Below are 18,898 nucleotides of genomic sequence, written 5' to 3'. Positions count from 1 at the left end.
TGGTCCCCTGCATCTGGCAGCCCCAAACGAATCGGGCTTTTAGGTGCCGGGATCTCCGATTTAGCCTGTTGCTTCCTCGCTCCTTTCTTGGAAAGGGGCCTGGCGGCATCTTATATGCGGGATAAGAAAAATGAAAACGATTGTTATTCAACATGATTCACAAGAAGGAGAAAAAGCTATGTCCGAAACAACCGCTCATAAAACAGCCTTACAATGGCATAACGATCATTTAGAACTGTACGATCCTGCCTTAAAAGCGTTTAGAAAAATAAATTCTTTAAAAGAAGCCCAAGAACTTATGGGACAAACAAAGGATCCTTTTGTTTGTGTGATTGCTTCACTTTACGCTTTCACATTAATGGCCGCATCCTGTTCATCAACGGACATCCGCCGCCTTTTAAAAGAGCTGGACACAAAAGGCGCCGCGCTAAAAAGAAGAGTCCGGCATTGTCCGCAAGCCGTTAAAATGATCGACCGCCTGCTGATCGCCAGCCGCGAGTCTCTATCTGTCAACGGCATTAAAACGGATATTTATCATGAAGCCATCAAATTATCGATTAAAACAGAAGAATATTACAATAAAAAACGAAAGGAACAGAGCAAGCTAGGATAATGAAAGGCGGAGGGCTCCCCTTTTGCCGGCTAGCCAATGAATTAAAAGTTTTATATAATGAAAGGATATGCTTGCATGATCTTACTAATTCATTTAAGTGTAATAGGTGATCGCTAATGTCTAAAAGGAATTATTATTTCGATAATGCGAAATTCATCTTAATTTTCTTAGTTGTCTTTGGCCACTTTATCCGCTCCTATATTGGAGATAACCCGTTCATTTTTTCCTTGTATGCAACGATTTATTTATTTCACATGCCGGGTTTCATCCTTATGTCCGGATTTTTCGCCAAGGGCTTTCATAAAAAAGGATATATAAAAAAAATAGCCCAAAAAATCTTATTGCCATTTTTTATTTTTCAAATTGTTTATTCCATTTTTTATTTTTTTCTGTACGAGGATCAGCCGTTTGAAATTCACTTGCTGATCCCCCATTGGTCGCTTTGGTTTTTATTAAGCCTGTTCTTCTGGAATTTGCTGCTGGTCGCCTGTGTAAAATGGATGAAGCTTAAAGCCCCCGCCCTCCTTATATCAACCTTTGTGCTGGGCATGGCTATCGGCTTTATTCCCGATTATCTTGATGTGCTCAGCTTTGCCCGGACCTTTGTATTCTTTCCATTCTTTTTAATTGGCTATTATTTACGGAAAGAGCATTTTTACTTGCTGTCTAACAAGGCCGCCAGAATCGGTTTATTCATCGGCGCCGCAAGTCTGTTTTATGCCGCCTACACGCATCCCCAAATTGACCAAAGATGGCTGCTGGGTTCTTTTTCATTTGCGGAGTTAGGGGTTTCCAATATAGAAGGCATGCTGATTCGTCTCTTCATTTATTTATTGAGCTTCCTGATGATTGCCGCTTTCTTCTCCTTTGTGCCAAAGAAGAAATTCTTTTTTACAGATTGGGGAAAAAACACGCTTTATGTGTATTTATTGCACGGCTTTATTATCAAAACCTTCCGCGACAGCGAAGTGCAGGATTCAGCTGAATCGGTTATTCTATTATTAACCGTTTCACTATTGCTGACCATGCTGCTATCTACAACTTTTGTTACAGCGATTGCCCAGCCGCTCATTGAAAGCAAATGGTCCAAGCTTAAACAGCTGTTCGCCCATTTTAAGAATCAAAATCATTTACAGAAGAGCTATAAGGAGCGTATCAATAATCAATGAAAATTGTCGTCAGTACATTAAATGCTAAATACATTCATACAAATTTAGCCATCAGATACTTGAAGGCCTTTGCAGAACCGGATTATCAAGTCGAGATGGCCGAGTACACGATCAAAGATCCCGCGATAAACATCGTGACCGACTTGTTTAAAAAACGGCCGGGGGTATTAGGATTCAGCTGCTACATTTGGAATATTGAAGAAACGATCAAAGTAATTAAAATGCTGAAAAAAGTGCTGCCAGAGACAGTGATTGTCCTCGGGGGTCCGGAAGTATCCTATGATGTTACTCACTGGCTGGAGCGGATTCCTGAAGCAGATTTTATCGTCATCGGTGAAGGAGAAGAAACATTTAAACAATTGCTTGACGAAATAAGCGGAAGCAGGGATTGGAGCCGCGTCCCCGGAATTGGCTATCGCAAAGACGGCCAGTCTAAAATCAATCCGCAGCGGAACAAGCTTGATTTGCGCGAAATGCCTTCTCCGTTCCGGTTTAAGGAAGACCGCTCCCAGCTGGCTAAGCGCATCACTTACATTGAAACGAGCCGGGGATGTCCTTTTCGCTGCCAATTCTGCCTGTCTTCCATCGAGGTCGGTGTCCGGTATTTCAATCGTGAGCGGATCAAGGATGACATCCGTTACTTAATGGCTAACGGAGCCAAAACCATTAAATTTGTTGACCGGACGTTTAACATTAGCCGCAGCTACGCCATGGAAATGTTTCAATTCCTGATTGATGAGCACGTTCCCGGAACAGTCTTTCAATTCGAGATTACAGCGGACATTATGCGGCCGGAGGTCATTGATTTTCTAAATGCAAACGCACCTGCTGGGTTGTTCCGCTTCGAAATAGGTGTTCAGTCCACGAATGAAACAACGAATGAGCTGGTGATGCGCAAGCAAAATTGGTCGAAATTAACGAGAACGGTCACTATGGTAAAAGACGGAGGCAAAATTGATCAGCATCTTGATTTGATCGCCGGATTGCCGGAAGAGGATTATTACTCCTTCCGGCAAACCTTCAATGACGTCTTTGCCTTAAGGCCTGAAGAATTGCAGCTCGGCTTTTTAAAGATGCTGCGCGGCACCGGCCTCCGGCTGCGGGCAAGCGATCACAATTACGTGTATATGGATCATTCTCCATATGAAATTTTAAGCAATAATGTCCTTTCTTTTGAAGACATCGTGAAAATTAAACAGGTGGAAGATGTACTGGAAAAGTACTGGAACGATCACCGCATGGATGAAACAATTGAATATTTAGTGACGCATATCTTCGGCACGCCGTTTGATTTTTTTCAATCATTTGGCGCTTACTGGGAACAGCAAGGATGGGAAAGAATCGGACATCAGCTAGAAGATTTATTCAAGCGCTTGTCACAATTTCTTTCCGCAGAACATGTGCATAATTTGTCCCATATTCACAGCCTGATGAAATACGATTATTTAATGAGCCAGCGCTATAAGCCGAGAAAGCCGTGGTGGCAGCCTGCTCTTACTAAAAAAAGTCGCTCCGCAATCTATCAGCAAGTATTAAACCATCCAGACCTTATGGGTGCAGACTTTGCCGCCCTCGGATTGACGGAGAAAGAACTGTATAAGCATACAGTGATAGAAGAGATGACTATGGTAAAACGCGACGGACAGTGGACGGTGCAAAATGGCTTTCTTATTGTCTATTATTCCCCATCTTCAAGCAAGCCAAGCGCTTTTTTTCTCCATGCTGAACAGTGCGCTCAGCTAAACAAAAACAACCAGATCTCCTGATGAGATTGATGGGACTCCTAAAAGTTAGAGTTTTATATTATGCAGCTAACTGGCTGGTGTGAAGACGGTATTAAACCGGGCTCATGCCAGCCAATTTCTGCTTTATTCGTTTGTTGTTGCCGTACTCGATATAAGGGGTAGTACCAGCGTCGCTGTCACTACCCGCAAAGTAGTTGGATATAAATTACATATTATGGTATATTATTATTGAGAGGTGTGTAAATATGCGAAGAAGATCATTAACCATTTTTTATGATAGTTGGTGCCCTATTTGTAGTAAATTTAAAAAGAGAATCGAATCAATGGATACTTTTGGACTTTTTAATTTTGTTAGTTTTAGAGAACACGAAAACATTAAAATGCTGAATGTTTCTATGGGAAAATTAGAGAAGGAAATGCATGTTTTGAAAGCGAATGGAGAAATTTTGAGTGGTTTTGATGCAATATGTGCAGTTTTTGCAAGAGTTCCATTTTTATTTTGGCTATGGCCTGTTTTTAAATTATTAAAGCTTTTAGGCATAGGTGACTTTATATACGATTTTATAGCATCGCGACGTTTAATCATCCCTACAGGTAATTGTGATGAAAACACTTGCCATATAAAAAAATAGGAATTTAATTTTATTTGTCCTTATTTATAAAGGACTTTTATTTTTTGAAATAAATTCAAAATAAAGAAGCAATCTTTGTAGAATTCGAAAAAAGTAAAAAGGCAATACTGATTTAGAATTGCCTTCAATAAGAAATTAAACTACAAAAAGTTTAGAATCGTAATTTTATCTTTCCGATTACTATAATGGATAATATCCCTACCAAAACAATAAACCCTTCAGTGAGAAAAATACTAAATTCTAAACCTTTAAAAATTAGAGGAATACTGTTGATTAAAGTATGGATAATCATAGCACCAAGAACAAATATGGCAGGCTTCTTAATTTTTATACCATACAATATTAGAAGTGATAAAGCGATTTGAATAAAAAATACAGAAACTCTTTCGAGTCCAATAAGTAGAAACATATAAGAAGGGGTACCAATTAATTGTTCTTTTATTGCTAAAAAGCTAGAGGAATTTTCTCCGCTTTGATTTACTAAATTTTCAAATACCCCTGAGTTAATCATAACCGAGGTTGAAATATTCTGAACAGCTGCTAATACTCCAATTATTAATGCCTCTATTCCTCCATGGCCAATCCCATATGAGAGTCCATCTTTCCACTCTCTATATTTTTTTAAAATAAGATAAAATGCAACAAAACGCCCTGTTTCTTCAAAAAGAGCTGCTGAAATCCCGCCATAAATGGCATAAATATATGTATTCTGCAGAATTACTTCTGCAGTTGTTGAATTTATACTCAACCAATACACATTAAAGATCTTCCCTAAAATTTGAGAAAAAACAATAAAAATTAAAACACCTACAAAAATAGGCCTCCAAGCAATATTACTATTTCTTTTATGGTAAATTAGGATTGCAATCGGTATTAAAATGGCTATTCCTGCAGCAATGATCATGAAAGAAATCGTTAAATTACTAACCATGCTTTGCACCTACTTTTATAAAAGTGATTTTAAATTACTCAACCATTTTGGCATTTACATAAAGGAGGAGGAGAAGATAACCAACCACAGCTAATGGCATTATTATCTCTAGAGGTACAATTCTTATAAAACTACAAACTATTAGTATCACGCCAAATGCGAAGTTAACTGACCCAACTAATTCTGCTAATTTCTTCTTATCTTTAACCCGGTGCTGATTAAAACCTGCCAGTAAGTGAGTTTGTTTTTTTATACCGACTAAATAAGCAAGAATTAAAAAAATAAGCCCTAAAACCAAAACTTGATAATCCATTGTTACCTCCTAGTGTTTTATTTAGTAACTTGAGTCTTGTAAAAATCTTGTCGTAAACATTGTCTAGTTTTGTCTAACCTTGAAAACTTTATAAAAACAAGAATGACATCCCTTTAATCGTGGGAAATGGAAGGTACCACCCAATCCAATTCCAGAAAAAAGGAGATGTCTAAGGTTATGGTAACTTTCCATTCTGCTATCGTCAAGTTCATTGTCACTCTTGGTCTTGGCTTATCCAAACCTCAGGTCAACCACTTGATTACGATCATGCATGGCATCATCCTGACCGAGGGCAGAAAAACAATGACGCAGATACGGAACCATTCCGGGAAAGACCGTGACCTAAGCTGTATGACCCGTTTTCTTAAGGAATCCCCTTGGTGCGCCAATCGTGTCCAGCACAGAAGAATGGAGCACCTGATGACCTCCATTCGGCGTGCTCGGCATACACAGGGTGACCACAGGCCGATCCTCTTCCTGATCGTGGACGATACCGGGTGCCATAAGGATACCTCCACACGAAAGATGGAAGCATTGGAGTTCCACTTCTCCCATTCAGAAGGGAAAAGTGTTTGGTCGCATTGCTTGGTGACCACCCACCTGGTGGCTGAAGGCTATTCCTTCGCATGGGATTTCCGACCGTATTTTAGGAAGGAATACTGCGAAGAAAATCATCGATCCTTCAAAAGCAAGAACGACCTAGCCATGGAAATGATTCAGATGTTCCCTGCCTCTCATGAGGAACAGGTCTATGTCCTGATGGACAGCTGGTATACAAGCAAAAAACTGGTTGATGCCTGTAACGCCAAAGGTTTTCATGTGATTGGCGCAGTCAAATCAAACCGGAAGATCCGTCCGAATGTAATCGAATTATCCATAGTCGAATTCGCTGGCCAATATATCCGGAACCCTGACCTTCGCTCTGTAACCGTGAAGGGAAAAGGGAAATTCCGAATGTACGAGTATAAAGGGCCCATTTCGGATATTGAAAATGCGAAGGTTCTTCTGTCCTGGGAAAAGAAGTTCAGACAGGACCAAAAGCCGTTCTGCATCCTGTGCACGGACCTCACTCTGGATGTCGTGACCATCCTGGAGTATTACAATGTCCGTTGGGAAATCGAGACAGGATACCGTTATTTCAAGGAACTTCTGGACTTCGACCAATATCAGTTGCTTTCATTATAAAGGTCAAGAATAGGATTTAAATACAACTTCTCTTCGCCTAGACATTTGAATTCTGTTATGTCAGTTACTAATTTTTGAAGAGGGATAGGTGTGTTAAAACGGCGGGATAGACGGTTTTTCGCTACCTTACCAACCTTCCCCTTATAGGAATTGTATTTCCGAGATTTCCGCATGAATTTTACACATTTCAAACTTAATTCCCGCATAAGCCGATACACTTTTTTATGATTAACATAATGTCCTAATTTCTTTAATTCCTTTGTGATTCGTTTATAACCATAGCGTTCATGAAACTTCCTAAATAGGTAGGTGATGATCTCTTTTAGTTCCGTTTCCGGATCTTCTTTCCCCAACTTTTTTACATGATAGTGGTAGGTTGCTTCAGGAATGCCTACAACAAGGAAAATATCTTTTAATCGGAATCCTTCTTCTTTGAGTTCGAATGCCAATTTTGCTTGTGCTTTTCGAGAAAGACATTCGGATTTTCCCGAAAAGCTCGCAGCTTTTTTAAGTACGCATTTTCTAATCTCAGTAGTTCATTCTCACGTTCTAACTCTGCTTCACGTGTTAATTTTTTTTCTACCTTTTTCGTTTGTTTATTGGTATTGGATTTCTTAGACATAGAAAACCGCCCCTTTGGTTTTGTTTTCAGGCCTTCTAGTCCTTGTTCATTAAATACTTTCATCCAGCGGTAAATTAATGAAGGATTATTTAAACTAAACTGTTCAGCGGTTTCCTGATAAGAAGCACCTGTTTTTAACATAAATTGTATCGTATCTAATTTAAATTGAACAGGATGTACTTCCTTCTTAATTCTTCTTTTTAACCCCTCCATCCCTTGTGTTTTATAAGCTCTTACCCAATCTTGTAATGGTGTTTGAGAGGGCATATTGTATTTCTTCGCCAATGATTTATATCCAAGATGCCCATCCAAATACTCGGTAACAAGCTTTATTTTAAATTCCTCACTATATTTGGCCATAAAAACACCCCTAAAGTTAGAGTTTGACTCTAGCTTTTGGGGTGTACTTCAAGATCGGGTTGTTTTTTTGCAGAATGAAAGATCGGGCTATTTTGAGCTTATTCAGCCGGCTGGCTTTCCGGCCCTTTTTTTCTCGCAATAAGATATCCCCCGATGGCAATTCCAACGAGAACCGTCCAGAAAACTAACTTCCATGGTTTGGACTCAGGAAAATGCTCATCAAGAATTTGAATTTTCGGGTGAGACATGGTAAAGACTGCAAGCTTCACTCCTACCCAGCCCACAATGAGGAAAGCGGCTGTTTCAAGTGTAGGAAACTTTTGCAGCAAGCGGACAAACCATGTAGCGGCAAATCGCATAATAATGACGCCGACTAAGCCTCCTAAAAACATCACTAAGAATTGACCGCCATCAATGCCGCCGATTTCAAATTTACCTAAAGGCTGTAACGTGACGGCTAAGGCGACGGCGGCAAGCATAGAATCTATCGCAAACGCAATATCTGCGACCTCAACCTTTAAGACCGTCATCCAGAAGGATGATCCCTTAGCCTCCTTGATGCCGTGGCCCTCCAATTCATCTTTATGCTTCCACTTTTTATATAAATGGCTGATTGCGATATAGAATAAATAAAGAGCGCCAATCGCTTGCACTTGCCACACGTTGACTAAAAATGAAATTAAAAATAAGGCAGCAAACCGGAATATAAATGCTCCCAGTAAACCATAGAATAACGCTTTTTTCTGTTGATCTTTCGGTAAATGCTTGACCATTACGGCCATTACTACGGCGTTATCGGCTGCTAGAATTCCTTCAAGAGCAACTAACACAAGCAAAACCCAGCCGTATTCAAGTAACATTGCTGCATCCATCGTGCAAATCTCCTCCTCTGGCTCTTATCCATAATTTTGACTAATACAGCTTGCTTTAAACAACAAAAAAATAGACCTTTGCCTCTACAGGCAAAGGTCTCGCTGAGCATGATGCGCAATCATGCCAACAAAGCCGATGGATAAATCCATGAAATGACGACTTTGTTCCAGGTATTGAACTACCTAACGGCTACTCCCCTTTGACTAACGTCAACAGAGATTCAGTTGTTTGTATTATCATTATAAGAAAGATCAGGTGGAATGTAAACAAGTTTATCGGCGGGCGGTCACTTTTTTTTCACGATTCTTCTCGTTTCTTTATCAAATAAACTGTAAACAACCGGAATGACAAATAAAGTTAAGAATGTGCTGGAGATCAGGCCGCCGATCACCGTAATTCCCATCGGCTGATTGATCTCTGTTCCTTCCCCGAGGCCGGCGGCTAATGGGAGAAGCCCGAGAATAGTAGTCAAAGCAGTCATTAAAATCGGGCGCGCCCGGTCTTGAGCTGATGACATGATAGCTTCATAGCTGCTGAGACCTTTCCGCTTACGCTGATTAATATAGTCGACGATTACGATGGCATTATTTACAACGATCCCGGCTAATATGAGAATTCCGATCACAGCGGGGATGCTGATTGGCGTTCTCGTCATGGTCAAAGAAATCGCCACGCCAATCACCATTAATGGTACCGTAAACATGATCACAAATGGATATTTAAAGGATTCGTATTGGGCAGCCATCACGATGTAAATTAGGACAATCGCCAGGATAAGAGCCATCACCATATCATCAATCGAGCTTTCAAGCAAATCGCGGTCGCCTGCGAAAGTAACTTTCGTTTCATCCGGCAAGTTAAGCGCCGAAAGTTTGCTGTCAACTTTCTCTGAGATGTCTCCGAGATTGGTTTTCGAAGTATACTTTATAGTAAACTGCACCGCTTCCTGCTGATCAATCCGCTGAATGCTGACGGGACCTTGCTGAATTTGAATTTCCGCCAGCTCATCCAAGGTTCGGTAATTGCCGGAAGGTGTCGGAATGAGCAATTGCTTCAGTTTCTCCGCATTCTTCGTCACATCTTCGTCATACAGAACTTGAACGGTTTGCACTTCTGACTCTTTATTCATTATTTGTGTGGCCGCTACCCCGCGTGTCGCATCATTCACAATGGAGGCAATTTGGGCTGGCGCTATGCCTGCTGCTACAGCTTGGCTCCGATCCACTTGAATTTGCACTTCCCGAACGGTTTCCTGTCTATTAGTTGTGACTTCCGTGATTTCGCGGACTTCCCCCAGCGCTTTCTGAATGTCTTGAACCGCTTCATCTAGCCGCTCCTGATTCATATCCCGCACATTAAAGGTTAATGTTTGCGGGCTGGATCCCGATGCAGACTGAAGATTAAACGTAACCTCAGCCGACTTGTTCACCTTCTCTGCTGCTTTAACTACCTTTGGCTTCACCTCGTCCACGAACGCAAACACGGAACGCTCCCGCTTTTCTAGCGGGTCAAGCTTCACATATAATTCGGCTACATTAGATGATCCCGTTCCTCTAAAAGAGTCTTCCTGCGTAGACCCGACTAAGCTGACATACACATCAACATCCTTCTCTTCAGCGAGCTCTTTCTCCATCGCCCGCACTGCGCGATTCGTTTCTTTCAGGGATGTGCCGTTCTCCACCTCAAGGCGAATATTGAAAAAACCTTCATCTGTTGGCGGCAAAAATTGGGCTCCTACGGTCGTAAGGCCAAGCCCGCCGCCAATGAACAGCAAGATGGAGGTCAGCAGCACAAGCAGACGGTGATGCATTGACCAGTGAAGCGTTCGCTCAAACCAGCTCATCGCTTTTGATGCGGCCGGACGCTGCCGTTCTCTCGGCATTTTCAGCCAGCGGCTCGCCATCATTGGAATGACCGTTAAAGCCACAATAAGCGACGCCAGCAAGCTGAAAGAGATCGTGAGGGCAAACTCTTTAAAGATTTGCCCCAGAATGCCCGAAATGAAAACAACCGGCAAGAATACAGCGACGGTCGTTAATGTAGAAGCCGTAATCGCCATGCCAACTTCTTTTGCTCCCTCTCGAGCCGCCTGCTTGGAGTCTTTGCCCATAGATAAATGCCGGTAAATATTTTCAATGACGACAATTGCATTATCTACGAGCATACCGATTCCTAAGGCAAGCGCGCCCAAGGTCATAATATTTAAATTGAAATCAGCAAAGTACATTAATACAAACGTAACAATAACGGAATAAGGAATGGCCACCCCGATAATTAAAGGGCTGCGCACATTTCTTAAGAAAACAAAGAGGACAAGCATGGCAAAGACACCGCCGAGAAGCAAAGAACTGCCGATGTTTCCGATCGACAGGCGAATATAGTCTCCCTGGTCGAATAGAATATCCGCTTCTACCCTTTTGTACTGCTCCTCGTTTAATAATGTCTGCAATTTTTCCCGGAAATGCTTTGACACTTCGGCCGTGTTGGCATCGGCCTGCTGCAGCACGCTCATCAAAATGGCTGGATTGTGATTTGCCCGGGTAATCGTGCCGGTTTCTTTCGCTTTCAATTCAACAGCTGCAATCTCATCGAGAGAAACTTCTTTTCCGGTAAGCGGATCGACCGTGATGACCAGATTTTTCAAATCTTCCACACTGCCCAGCTGGCTAATGATCCTCGTTGTCAGCGACATGCCGTCTGCTTCCACTGTATTTCCGGGAAGGGAAACATTGTTTGCTTGGATAAGCTGAACGATATCAGCCTGGGCCAAATTATATTTCTTGAGTTTTTCTTCCTGCAGTTCAACCTTGATTTCCTGCTCTAAGGAACCGTTGACACTGACATTCGCCACTCCTTCTACTGTCGCTAAATCTTTCTCCAGCTGTTCAGCTATTGTCTGTAATTCCTTCTCGCTTGCCGTGGACTGCAAGGAAAGCTGAATAATCGGAAATTGAGATGGATCAAATTTAAAGAACTGCGGCTTCTCGGCGTCATCGGGCAGCGGAGTGCGGTCGATGCGCTGCAGTACATCTGACTGGACATCATCTATTTTAGTGCTCCATGAAAACTCCAGTAAAAGCAAATTAGATCCTTCTCTTGTCGTAGATGTAATATGTTGAATCCCCGGAAGCGTAGATAAGCTTTCTTCTAAAGGCTTTGTCACCTTTTCTGCTATTTCCGTCGGACTGGCTCCCTCATAAGAAGTGACCACAACCGCCACGGGCGGGTTAATATCCGGTATTAGCTTTAAAGGGATTTTAAACAGTGACACCGCACCTAAAATAATTACTAAGAACATAATGACAATCGTGAATACAGGCCTCTTGATCGAAAAATTGCTGATTTTCAACAGTACTCTCCTTTCTAAACCATTCGTTTGCCCATTGATCCTGCATGGAAGCGGTCTTGATCTCTCCTTCAAGTTAGAGCGGAGAAATCAAGACGCCTAATGCAGGAGATCAAGTGGCTGCAATAGTAGCCTTTGTTCTTCTTTTTAAACAGCGGGAGGTTGAAAAATCTCCCGCTGCTTGAAGGTTCATTTTATCTTTTAACTATAATGTACTTAGTGGATCCAATACAAGCCGAAGCTTGATCAAACAGGGAACATTCTACAAACGCAAAGAGCTGTCCCATAGCCGGCATACCAGCAATGAAACAGCTCCATGTACAATAACTATTCTTTTTTCGTTAATGTCCAGCCAGTAAGGCCAAATAAAACCGTCAGCACCGGACTTAATAAGCAAAAGAAAGCAAACGGCAGATAATCCATCGTGGAAACACCGAGCATTTTCGTAATAAATACTCCGCAAACACTCCATGGCACAAGCGGATTGATCACCGTTCCTGCGTCTTCCAATGTCCTCGATAAGTTTTTCTTTGCGAGTCCCACCTTGTCAAACTGTTTTTGAAAGGCTTCTCCGGTCAGCAGGATAGACAAATATTGTTCGCCGATCACGATATTTACCCCGATAGCGGAAGAGGCAGCCGCTGCCACTGTGCTGCTCGCTTTCCTCAAATGATCCTCCACCGCTTCAAACAGTCTTGGAACGATGCCTAAGCAGAACAGCAGCCCTCCTAAACTTAAAGATAATAACACGAGTGAAACAGTAAACATCATGCCTTCCAAGCCCCCGCGGGTTAATAGAGCATCCACTTCCGCATTCCCTGTTTCCGCTGCAAACCCTGAAAATAAAATGTTCAAAACCTCTCCCAGAGTATGGTCAGCATGCAGAAAGGATAAAGCAATTCCCAGCAAAGAGCTGATGGCCAATGTCAAAAATGGCGATACTTTCTTCATTGACAGGAGGAATAACACAGCGATGGGCAGCCATGCATACCAATGAATAAAGTTCATTTCCACTAGCGTTGCTTTAATTGCAGCGATTTTTGGAAACTGCGTCTCCACCATTTCAGGAGAGATGCCAGCAAATGCCCCCAGCGCTATAAGAAAAGCGGGGATCGTCGTCCAAGCCATATTTCGAATATGCTCAAATAAATCTACCCCTACAATGGAGGCGGCTAAATTGGTTGTGTCGGATAATGGAGACATCTTATCTCCGAAAAACGCTCCGGACACCACTGCTCCCGCCGTTACAGCAGCGGAAACATCCATCGCCTGACTAACACCGATAAAAGCTACACCAAGCGTTGCCACTGTTGTTAAAGAACTGCCAACCCCCAGCCCGACAATGGCGGTGACAAGAAAGACGACGCTGTAGAAAAATTGGGGCGTCACCAGACCAAAGGCAGCGTAGATCATTGTAGGAATGGTGCCCGAAATAATCCAGCTGCTTACTAGTATCCCGATTAAGAAAAAGATAAAAACGGCTCCTATCCCGCTTTTGGCTCCATCCAGCATCCCGGCTTCCAATTTTTCAAAAGGAAGCTTTTTGATTAAGCCGTATGTCAGCAAAAGCAGGATTGAAATCAAAATCGGAATATGCGGTACAGCTTCCAATTGAATGATAGACGAGCTGATGATCGCTATAATCAATCCAACGAGCAGGATGGCTTCTCCTAAAGCAGGTTTTATTAGCGGTTTAATTTTAAACATAAAGTACACCCCTGATGCTTCAATCACTTTTTTGCTTGAACGCTTTTGTGCATTGAAGTAAGTACTATCCATTATTCATGAAGTGTTGGATTCTGTCAATCTTTTTTTCTGGTTTTTTTCCAATAAAAAATCAGCCGGCGCTTCCATCGCCAGGCTGATGATCGCTGATGCTTTAGGCCATTGGATTATATAACGTAATCTGCGGATTCTTATCTTCGAACCAACGCAGGGCAAAGTCATTCTCAAACAGAAAGAGCAGGCGGCCGTAACGGTCTTTCACAAGCATGCTTCTTGAATTCGAAAGGCTCTCTTTCACATCCTCTTCATTCTCAATCCAGCGCGCAATTTTAGAGCCAATAGGCTCCATAATCACTTCTGAGTTGTACTCATTTTTCATTCGATGCTCAAACACTTCAAATTGCAGCTGACCAACAGCTCCGAGGATGTAGTCCTCCGTCCGATACGTTTTGTACAGCTGGATCGCTCCTTCTTGAACGAGCTGCTCAATGCCTTTGTGAAAGCTTTTCTGTTTCATCACATTTTTAGCCGACACTTTCACAAATAATTCCGGTGTAAACTGCGGAAGCTTTTCATATTGAAAAAGCGGCTTTCCGCTAACAAGCGTGTCGCCAATTTGATAGGTCCCTGTATCATAAAGACCGATAATATCGCCGCTGACGGCTTCATTCACCGTGCTGCGGTCATCGGCTAAAAATTGCGTTGACTGAGAGACTTTAGACGTCTTGCCGGTTCTTGTCAAAGTCACGCTCATCCCCCGTTCAAATTTTCCCGAACAAATCCGGAAGAAAGCGATTCGGTCCCGGTGGGCGGGATTCATATTGGCTTGAATCTTAAAGATGAAGCCAGAAAACTGTTCGCTGACCGGATCAATCTGACCTTGATCTGAACTTCGCGGCTGCGGCGGCGGCGCAAACTGCAAATAGGTTTCTAAAAAAGTCTGCACGCCGAAGTTTGTCAGCGCACTTCCGAAAAATACGGGAGTGAGTGTCCCTTGAGCGATCCGTTCTTCAGAAAACTCATTGCCGGCTTCACTCAGCAGCATAATTTCTTCCAGCGTTTGGTCGTATAGAGAAGATTGCTTAATCGGATGGTCCGCAGCCAGCTCCCCGTCTTCATTTAGCGGAAGATAGCGCTGCTCCTCCTGCTCCGCACGAAATTGCTCAATCCGGTGATTAAAGCGGTCGTAAATGCCAAAAAATTCTTTTCCCATCCCAATCGGCCAATTCATAGGATAGGATTCAATGCCAAGCACCTCTTCCAGCTCTGCTAATAACTCAAGCGGCTGTTTTGCTTGCCGATCCAGCTTGTTGATAAACGTGAAAATCGGAATGCCTCTCATTCGGCAAACCTTAAATAATTTAATCGTTTGGGCTTCAATCCCTTTCGCAGCATCCACGATCATGACTGCACTGTCCACCGCCATCAATGTGCGGTAAGTATCCTCACTGAAGTCCTGGTGTCCCGGCGTATCAAGAATATTGACGCGATACCCCTCATATTCGAATTGCATAACGGAGGAAGTAACAGAAATTCCCCGCTGCTTTTCGATATCCATCCAGTCGGATGTGGCATACTTTCCTGTTTTTTTTCCTTTTACTGTTCCAGCATCGCGGATCGCTCCTCCAAACAGCAGCAGCTTCTCCGTTAATGTTGTTTTCCCTGCATCCGGGTGGGAAATAATAGCAAATGTTCTTCTCGAAAAAACCTCTTCTTGTAATGAAGCCATCTATTAGCCAAATCCTTTCAAATTTAAAATCCAACTGCATCATGAAAAAAATATAACGAAAATAACGGAAGATGTCTATTACATTTCGCGTGTCCACTGATTAATGCGGCGCGCCAGCGTTTCAGCAGCTGATTCCTCCAGCCCCGTACGCTTCAACGATGAACTCAGCTGCTCTATGAAACGCTCGCCGCCATCTTCATATGTGAATGAACAGGACCACTGCTGGACGGGAACCGCCACAACAAAGATCTCTTCTTTTTTATTCTCATAAATATATACTTTTGTTTCCTCATCATTCAGTATCGTTTTTCTGATTTTCATGTTTAAGCTCTCCCATCTAAGTCAATAGCTAAAAGTATATTGAGTTTAAAAAGACATGATTTTGCTCTTGTTAATCTTCTGATCCCATTATAAACTATACACTTGTAAATGATAAAAAGAAATAGAGAGGTGAGTCGATTGACTTATGTGTGGGGTTTGTTTGGAATTCTGGTCGTGCTTGGAATTGGATACGCTTTCTCAACCAACCGCAGTCAAATAAAATGGAGAACGGTGCTTGGAGGTTTAGCTATTCAATTGCTCTTTGCTTTTATCGTATTAAAGTGGGACTGGGGCCAAGAAAGAATGCAGGACTTCACCATGCTTGTGAACTCCATTATTGACTATTCTAAAGCCGGGATTGACTTTTTATTTGGTGGGCTGTTTACGAAGGAAGCGAATATCACCTTTGTATTTGCCTTTAATGTTTTACCTGTTGTGATCTTCTTTTCCGCATTAATTTCCGTTCTTTATTATTTAGGAGTGATGCAATTTTTTATCCGTGTCATCGGCGGAGCGCTGGCTAAGTTATTAGGCACCCGAAAAGCCGAATCCATTTCAGCGGCCGCCAATATTTTTGTTGGACAAACCGAAGCTCCGCTTGTGATCAAACCGTATATCAGCAAAATGACGGAATCCGAATTATTTGCTGTTATGACGGGGGGACTTGCCTCAGTTGCCGGTTCTGTTCTAGTCGGCTATTCTTTGCTGGGAGTTCCACTTGAGTATTTGCTTGCCGCAAGCTTTATGGCAGCTCCTGCTGGTCTTGTAATGGCCAAGCTCTTTGTACCGGAAACCTCAGCAGAGCCTGAAGCAAAAGATTTGGAAATGGAAGTGGATTCCGAATCCGCTAACGTAATCGACGCCGCAGCCCGAGGAGCGGGGGTCGGTTTGCAGCTGGCTTTAAATATCGGTGCGATGCTTCTTGCCTTCATCGCTTTAGTTGCGATGATTAACGGCTTTCTTGGCTTTATCGGCAATACAATTGGCCTTGAAAGTTTATCGCTTGAGCTCATTTTCGGCTATTTGTTTGCCCCGCTTGCGTTCGCCATTGGCGTGCCGTGGGAAGAAGCCATTCAAGCCGGAAATTACATCGGGCAAAAAGTTGTCATTAATGAGTTTGTCGCTTATTCTAATTTTGCACCTGAGATCCCTAATTTATCCGACAAGACTGCTGCCATTTTAAGCTTTGCTCTTTGCGGCTTCGCCAACATTTCATCGATGGCGATCTTACTGGGCGGTCTCGGCAATCTGGCGCCAAACCGGCGGGATGATATTGCCCGATTAGGACTTAAATCCGTTCTGGCTGGATCACTCGCTTCGTTGCTGAGCGCAGCTATTGCAGGTATGCTGATTTAATTAAAAATATTTCTCGTCAGATTCCCACACGAAGTGCTGCGGAAGAAGCAGTGCTGTATTTGCTTCTAAAGCGGATGCGGGAATCTGATTTTTTTGTAAGCAGCCTTGCCAAAATCAGCACGGCAGACATCTTAAGAATCAAGAGAAGCAAATATATCGGGCAAATCACCTCTTTATCCTCAGGGCACTCCCCTTTTTTCTGCTTAATAAACACATTTTTCAAAAATAAAATAAATCTTTTATTGACAAATAGCGTTTTATATGCTGATATCCGGGAATAAATAAACCAAGCCAGTTAAAATAAGTGAACAAGGAGGAAATCACAAATGGAATTTATTATGTATTTAATTGTAGGAGGAATCATCGGTTGGATTGCCGGCCTTATTTTAGGTAAAGACATTCCAGGGGGAATCATCGGCAACATTATTGCCGGGATTATCGGTGCCTGGATCGGCGGCGCTCTTATGGGCGACATGGGACCGCAAATTGCTGATATTGCCATTATTCCGGCATTGATTGGTTCCATCATTTTAGTGTTTATCGTAGGCTTTATTATGAAATCCATGAGCAAAGCATAATGCACTGCTTATCGGCAGAAGAACCGGAGGCCAAAGCCTTCGGTTCTTTTCATTTTATCCCGGATATAAAAGCTGTAAGACTCCCGCATCAATACGGAGAACCAAAAGTCCAAGGGGAAGATCCCCGAGCCTAAATCCCCGATTCGTTCGGACCTGCCCGATGCAAGTGGCCAAGAGGCTGCAACTTACAAGCCGCGGGCGAGGAAAGAAAGTCTGCTCTGTTTGAATGTTCCCCTTATTTCACTGTTTGCGCGACTTCCAGCGCCTGACGGCAATCCTTTACTAAATCCTCTGCTGATTCAAGACCGACGGACAGGCGAAGCAAGCCATCTGTAATCCCGCGCTTATATCTTTCTTCCCGGCTCATCGCTGCATGGGACATTTTAGCTGGATAAGATAAAATGGATTCCACCGCTCCCAGACTCACCGCAAAGACCGGGATTTTGATATGATTAACAAATTGTCTGACCGCTTCTTCATTAGCCAACTCAAATGAAAGCACCGCTCCTGATCCAGCCGCTTGATAAGAGTGAACAGCAAAGCCTTCATGATCTGTCAGCCCCGGATAATAGACCTTCTCCACTCCCTCCTGCTTTTGCAGATACTCCGCTAAGTATAAAGCGGTGCGTGAGGATTGCTCAAGCCGCACATGCAGCGTTTTTATACCTCTTAACACGAGCCAGGAATCATGAGCGCCGAGAACAGCGCCGAAGGCATTTTGCAGTTGATACAGCCGTTCTCCCAACTCTTCATCTTTCGTCACAGCAAGTCCGGCCAGCACATCACTGTGTCCGGACAAAAACTTGGTAGCACTGTGGAGCACCACATCCGCGCCTAAATCGAGCGGCCGCTGAAGCGCCGGCGTCATAAAGGTGTTATCCACGAATGTCAGACAGCGGTGGGCTTTGGCCAATTTGACAATGCCTCGAATATCTGTCACTTTCAGCAGCGGGTTAGAGGGCGTCTCCATATAAATCAGCTTAGTGTTTTCTCTGATATTTTGAGCCACTTCATGGAGATTTGTCATATCCACAAAGCTGTGTTCAATGCCAAATCTATTTAAGACCGAAGTGATCATGCGGTACGTACCGCCGTAGACATCCTCCGTAATCAACACATGATCCCCTTGAGATAGCAATAAAAACGCCGTTGAAATAGCAGCCATCCCGGAAGAAAAAGCCAACCCCCGCTTTCCTCCTTCCAGCTCAGCAATTGCTTCTTCAAGCGCTGCTCTAGTCGGATTTCCGGAACGGCTGTAATCATATACTCCGAAGCGGTCAAAATCCTTTTGGTGAAATGTTGAGGCGTGCTGAACAGGCACACTGACAGCACCTGTTTCTTGATTAAATTTATGGCGGTTATGCAAGAGCTGAGTTTGAAAAGAATAGATTTGTTCCATT

General features: G+C 43.0%; 17 protein-coding genes, 2 pseudogenes and 1 riboswitch. Of the genes and pseudogenes, 7 read left to right on the top strand and 12 right to left on the bottom strand.

What is annotated here, in order from left to right; all coding sequences use genetic code 11:
* The first annotated feature begins 130 nt into the window (after window positions 1–130).
* The 3 genes from CEF20_RS04820 (at window position 131) to CEF20_RS04810 (ending at window position 3,548) form a co-directional block, all read left to right on the top strand.
* Window positions 131–613: a hypothetical protein gene (locus tag CEF20_RS04820; protein ID WP_100330728.1), complete on the top strand. Its 483-nt coding sequence runs from the start codon at window positions 131–133 to the stop codon at window positions 611–613.
* A gap of 116 nt (window positions 614–729) precedes the next feature.
* On the top strand, window positions 730–1,782 hold the full coding sequence (locus tag CEF20_RS04815) for an acyltransferase family protein (RefSeq protein ID WP_100330727.1): 1,053 nt from the start codon (window positions 730–732) through the stop codon (window positions 1,780–1,782).
* Window positions 1,779–3,548, top strand: a complete 1,770-nt coding sequence (locus CEF20_RS04810) for a B12-binding domain-containing radical SAM protein (RefSeq protein ID WP_100330726.1) — start codon at window positions 1,779–1,781, stop codon at window positions 3,546–3,548. Before CEF20_RS04815 ends, CEF20_RS04810 begins: the two co-directional genes overlap by 4 nt.
* Window positions 3,549–3,618: 70 nt before the next feature.
* Here the strand turns inward: CEF20_RS04810 and CEF20_RS17485 are convergent, their stop codons facing one another.
* Complete coding sequence (locus CEF20_RS17485) at window positions 3,619–3,729, bottom strand: IS3 family transposase (protein WP_408607800.1); 111 nt, start codon at window positions 3,727–3,729, stop codon at window positions 3,619–3,621.
* A gap of 43 nt (window positions 3,730–3,772) precedes the next feature.
* Here CEF20_RS17485 and CEF20_RS04805 point away from each other — a divergent pair, with 43 nt between their 5' ends.
* Window positions 3,773–4,159 (top strand): thiol-disulfide oxidoreductase DCC family protein, encoded by a 387-nt coding sequence (locus CEF20_RS04805; RefSeq protein WP_100330725.1) that lies wholly within the window; start codon window positions 3,773–3,775, stop codon window positions 4,157–4,159.
* A 151-nt stretch (window positions 4,160–4,310) separates the two neighbouring features.
* On the opposite strand, the gene CEF20_RS04800 is transcribed toward CEF20_RS04805, so the two are convergent.
* Window positions 4,311–5,090 (bottom strand): YhfC family intramembrane metalloprotease, encoded by a 780-nt coding sequence (locus CEF20_RS04800; RefSeq protein WP_100330724.1) that lies wholly within the window; start codon window positions 5,088–5,090, stop codon window positions 4,311–4,313.
* A gap of 34 nt (window positions 5,091–5,124) precedes the next feature.
* Window positions 5,125–5,403: a DUF3784 domain-containing protein gene (locus CEF20_RS04795; RefSeq protein WP_100330723.1), complete on the bottom strand. Its 279-nt coding sequence runs from the start codon at window positions 5,401–5,403 to the stop codon at window positions 5,125–5,127.
* Window positions 5,404–5,529: 126 nt separating this feature from the next.
* Here CEF20_RS04795 and CEF20_RS04790 point away from each other — a divergent pair, with 126 nt between their 5' ends.
* On the top strand, window positions 5,530–6,588 hold the full coding sequence (locus CEF20_RS04790; protein WP_100330722.1) for an IS701 family transposase: 1,059 nt from the start codon (window positions 5,530–5,532) through the stop codon (window positions 6,586–6,588).
* Here the strand turns inward: CEF20_RS04790 and CEF20_RS17640 are convergent.
* The 8 genes and pseudogenes from CEF20_RS17640 to CEF20_RS04755 all read right to left on the bottom strand — a co-directional run.
* A pseudogene (locus CEF20_RS17640) lies at window positions 6,582–6,746 on the bottom strand (IS3 family transposase); the annotation flags it as partial. The gene CEF20_RS04790 and the pseudogene CEF20_RS17640 overlap by 7 nt on opposite strands.
* A gap of 33 nt (window positions 6,747–6,779) precedes the next feature.
* A pseudogene (locus CEF20_RS17635) lies at window positions 6,780–6,941 on the bottom strand (IS3 family transposase); the annotation flags it as partial.
* Between the two features lie 59 nt (window positions 6,942–7,000).
* Window positions 7,001–7,570 carry a helix-turn-helix domain-containing protein gene (locus CEF20_RS04780; RefSeq protein ID WP_100330720.1) on the bottom strand — a complete coding sequence of 190 codons (570 nt, stop codon included), beginning with the start codon at window positions 7,568–7,570 and terminating at the stop codon, window positions 7,001–7,003.
* Window positions 7,571–7,668: 98 nt separating this feature from the next.
* Window positions 7,669–8,442, bottom strand: a complete 774-nt coding sequence (locus CEF20_RS04775) for a TerC family protein (RefSeq protein WP_100330719.1) — start codon at window positions 8,440–8,442, stop codon at window positions 7,669–7,671.
* Between the two features lie 104 nt (window positions 8,443–8,546).
* Window positions 8,547–8,653, bottom strand: a riboswitch (yybP-ykoY riboswitch).
* Between the two features lie 76 nt (window positions 8,654–8,729).
* Entirely contained in the window at window positions 8,730–11,792 is a 3,063-nt protein-coding gene (locus CEF20_RS04770) for an efflux RND transporter permease subunit (RefSeq protein ID WP_100330718.1), read from the bottom strand.
* 324 nt (window positions 11,793–12,116) lie between these two features.
* Window positions 12,117–13,496 carry a Na+/H+ antiporter NhaC gene (nhaC, locus tag CEF20_RS04765; RefSeq protein WP_100330717.1) on the bottom strand — a complete coding sequence of 460 codons (1,380 nt, stop codon included), beginning with the start codon at window positions 13,494–13,496 and terminating at the stop codon, window positions 12,117–12,119.
* Window positions 13,497–13,668: 172 nt separating this feature from the next.
* Entirely contained in the window at window positions 13,669–15,243 is a 1,575-nt protein-coding gene (locus CEF20_RS04760) for a peptide chain release factor 3 (RefSeq protein ID WP_100330716.1), read from the bottom strand.
* 78 nt (window positions 15,244–15,321) lie between these two features.
* The gene (locus tag CEF20_RS04755; protein WP_100330715.1) at window positions 15,322–15,564 is read right to left on the bottom strand and encodes a YueH family protein; all 243 of its coding nucleotides are present in this window, start codon (window positions 15,562–15,564) and stop codon (window positions 15,322–15,324) included.
* Between the two features lie 138 nt (window positions 15,565–15,702).
* Between CEF20_RS04755 and CEF20_RS04750 the strand changes: the two genes are divergently transcribed.
* Together CEF20_RS04750 and CEF20_RS04740 are read left to right on the top strand one after the other, a co-directional pair.
* On the top strand, window positions 15,703–16,920 hold the full coding sequence (locus tag CEF20_RS04750) for a NupC/NupG family nucleoside CNT transporter (RefSeq protein WP_100330714.1): 1,218 nt from the start codon (window positions 15,703–15,705) through the stop codon (window positions 16,918–16,920).
* A 326-nt stretch (window positions 16,921–17,246) separates the two neighbouring features.
* A complete protein-coding gene (locus CEF20_RS04740; protein WP_100330712.1) occupies window positions 17,247–17,498 on the top strand; it encodes a GlsB/YeaQ/YmgE family stress response membrane protein in 252 nt (83 codons plus the stop codon).
* A gap of 235 nt (window positions 17,499–17,733) precedes the next feature.
* Here the strand turns inward: CEF20_RS04740 and metC are convergent, their stop codons facing one another.
* Window positions 17,734–18,897 (bottom strand): cystathionine beta-lyase, encoded by a 1,164-nt coding sequence (metC, locus tag CEF20_RS04735; RefSeq protein ID WP_100330711.1) that lies wholly within the window; start codon window positions 18,895–18,897, stop codon window positions 17,734–17,736.
* Window position 18,898 lies beyond the last annotated feature (1 nt).

This window comes from Bacillus xiapuensis (assembly GCF_002797355.1).
In the GTDB taxonomy this organism is placed as follows: Bacteria; Bacillota; Bacilli; order Bacillales; family Domibacillaceae; genus Bacillus_CE; species Bacillus_CE xiapuensis.
This window is presented reverse-complemented; position numbering and strand designations above follow the sequence as displayed.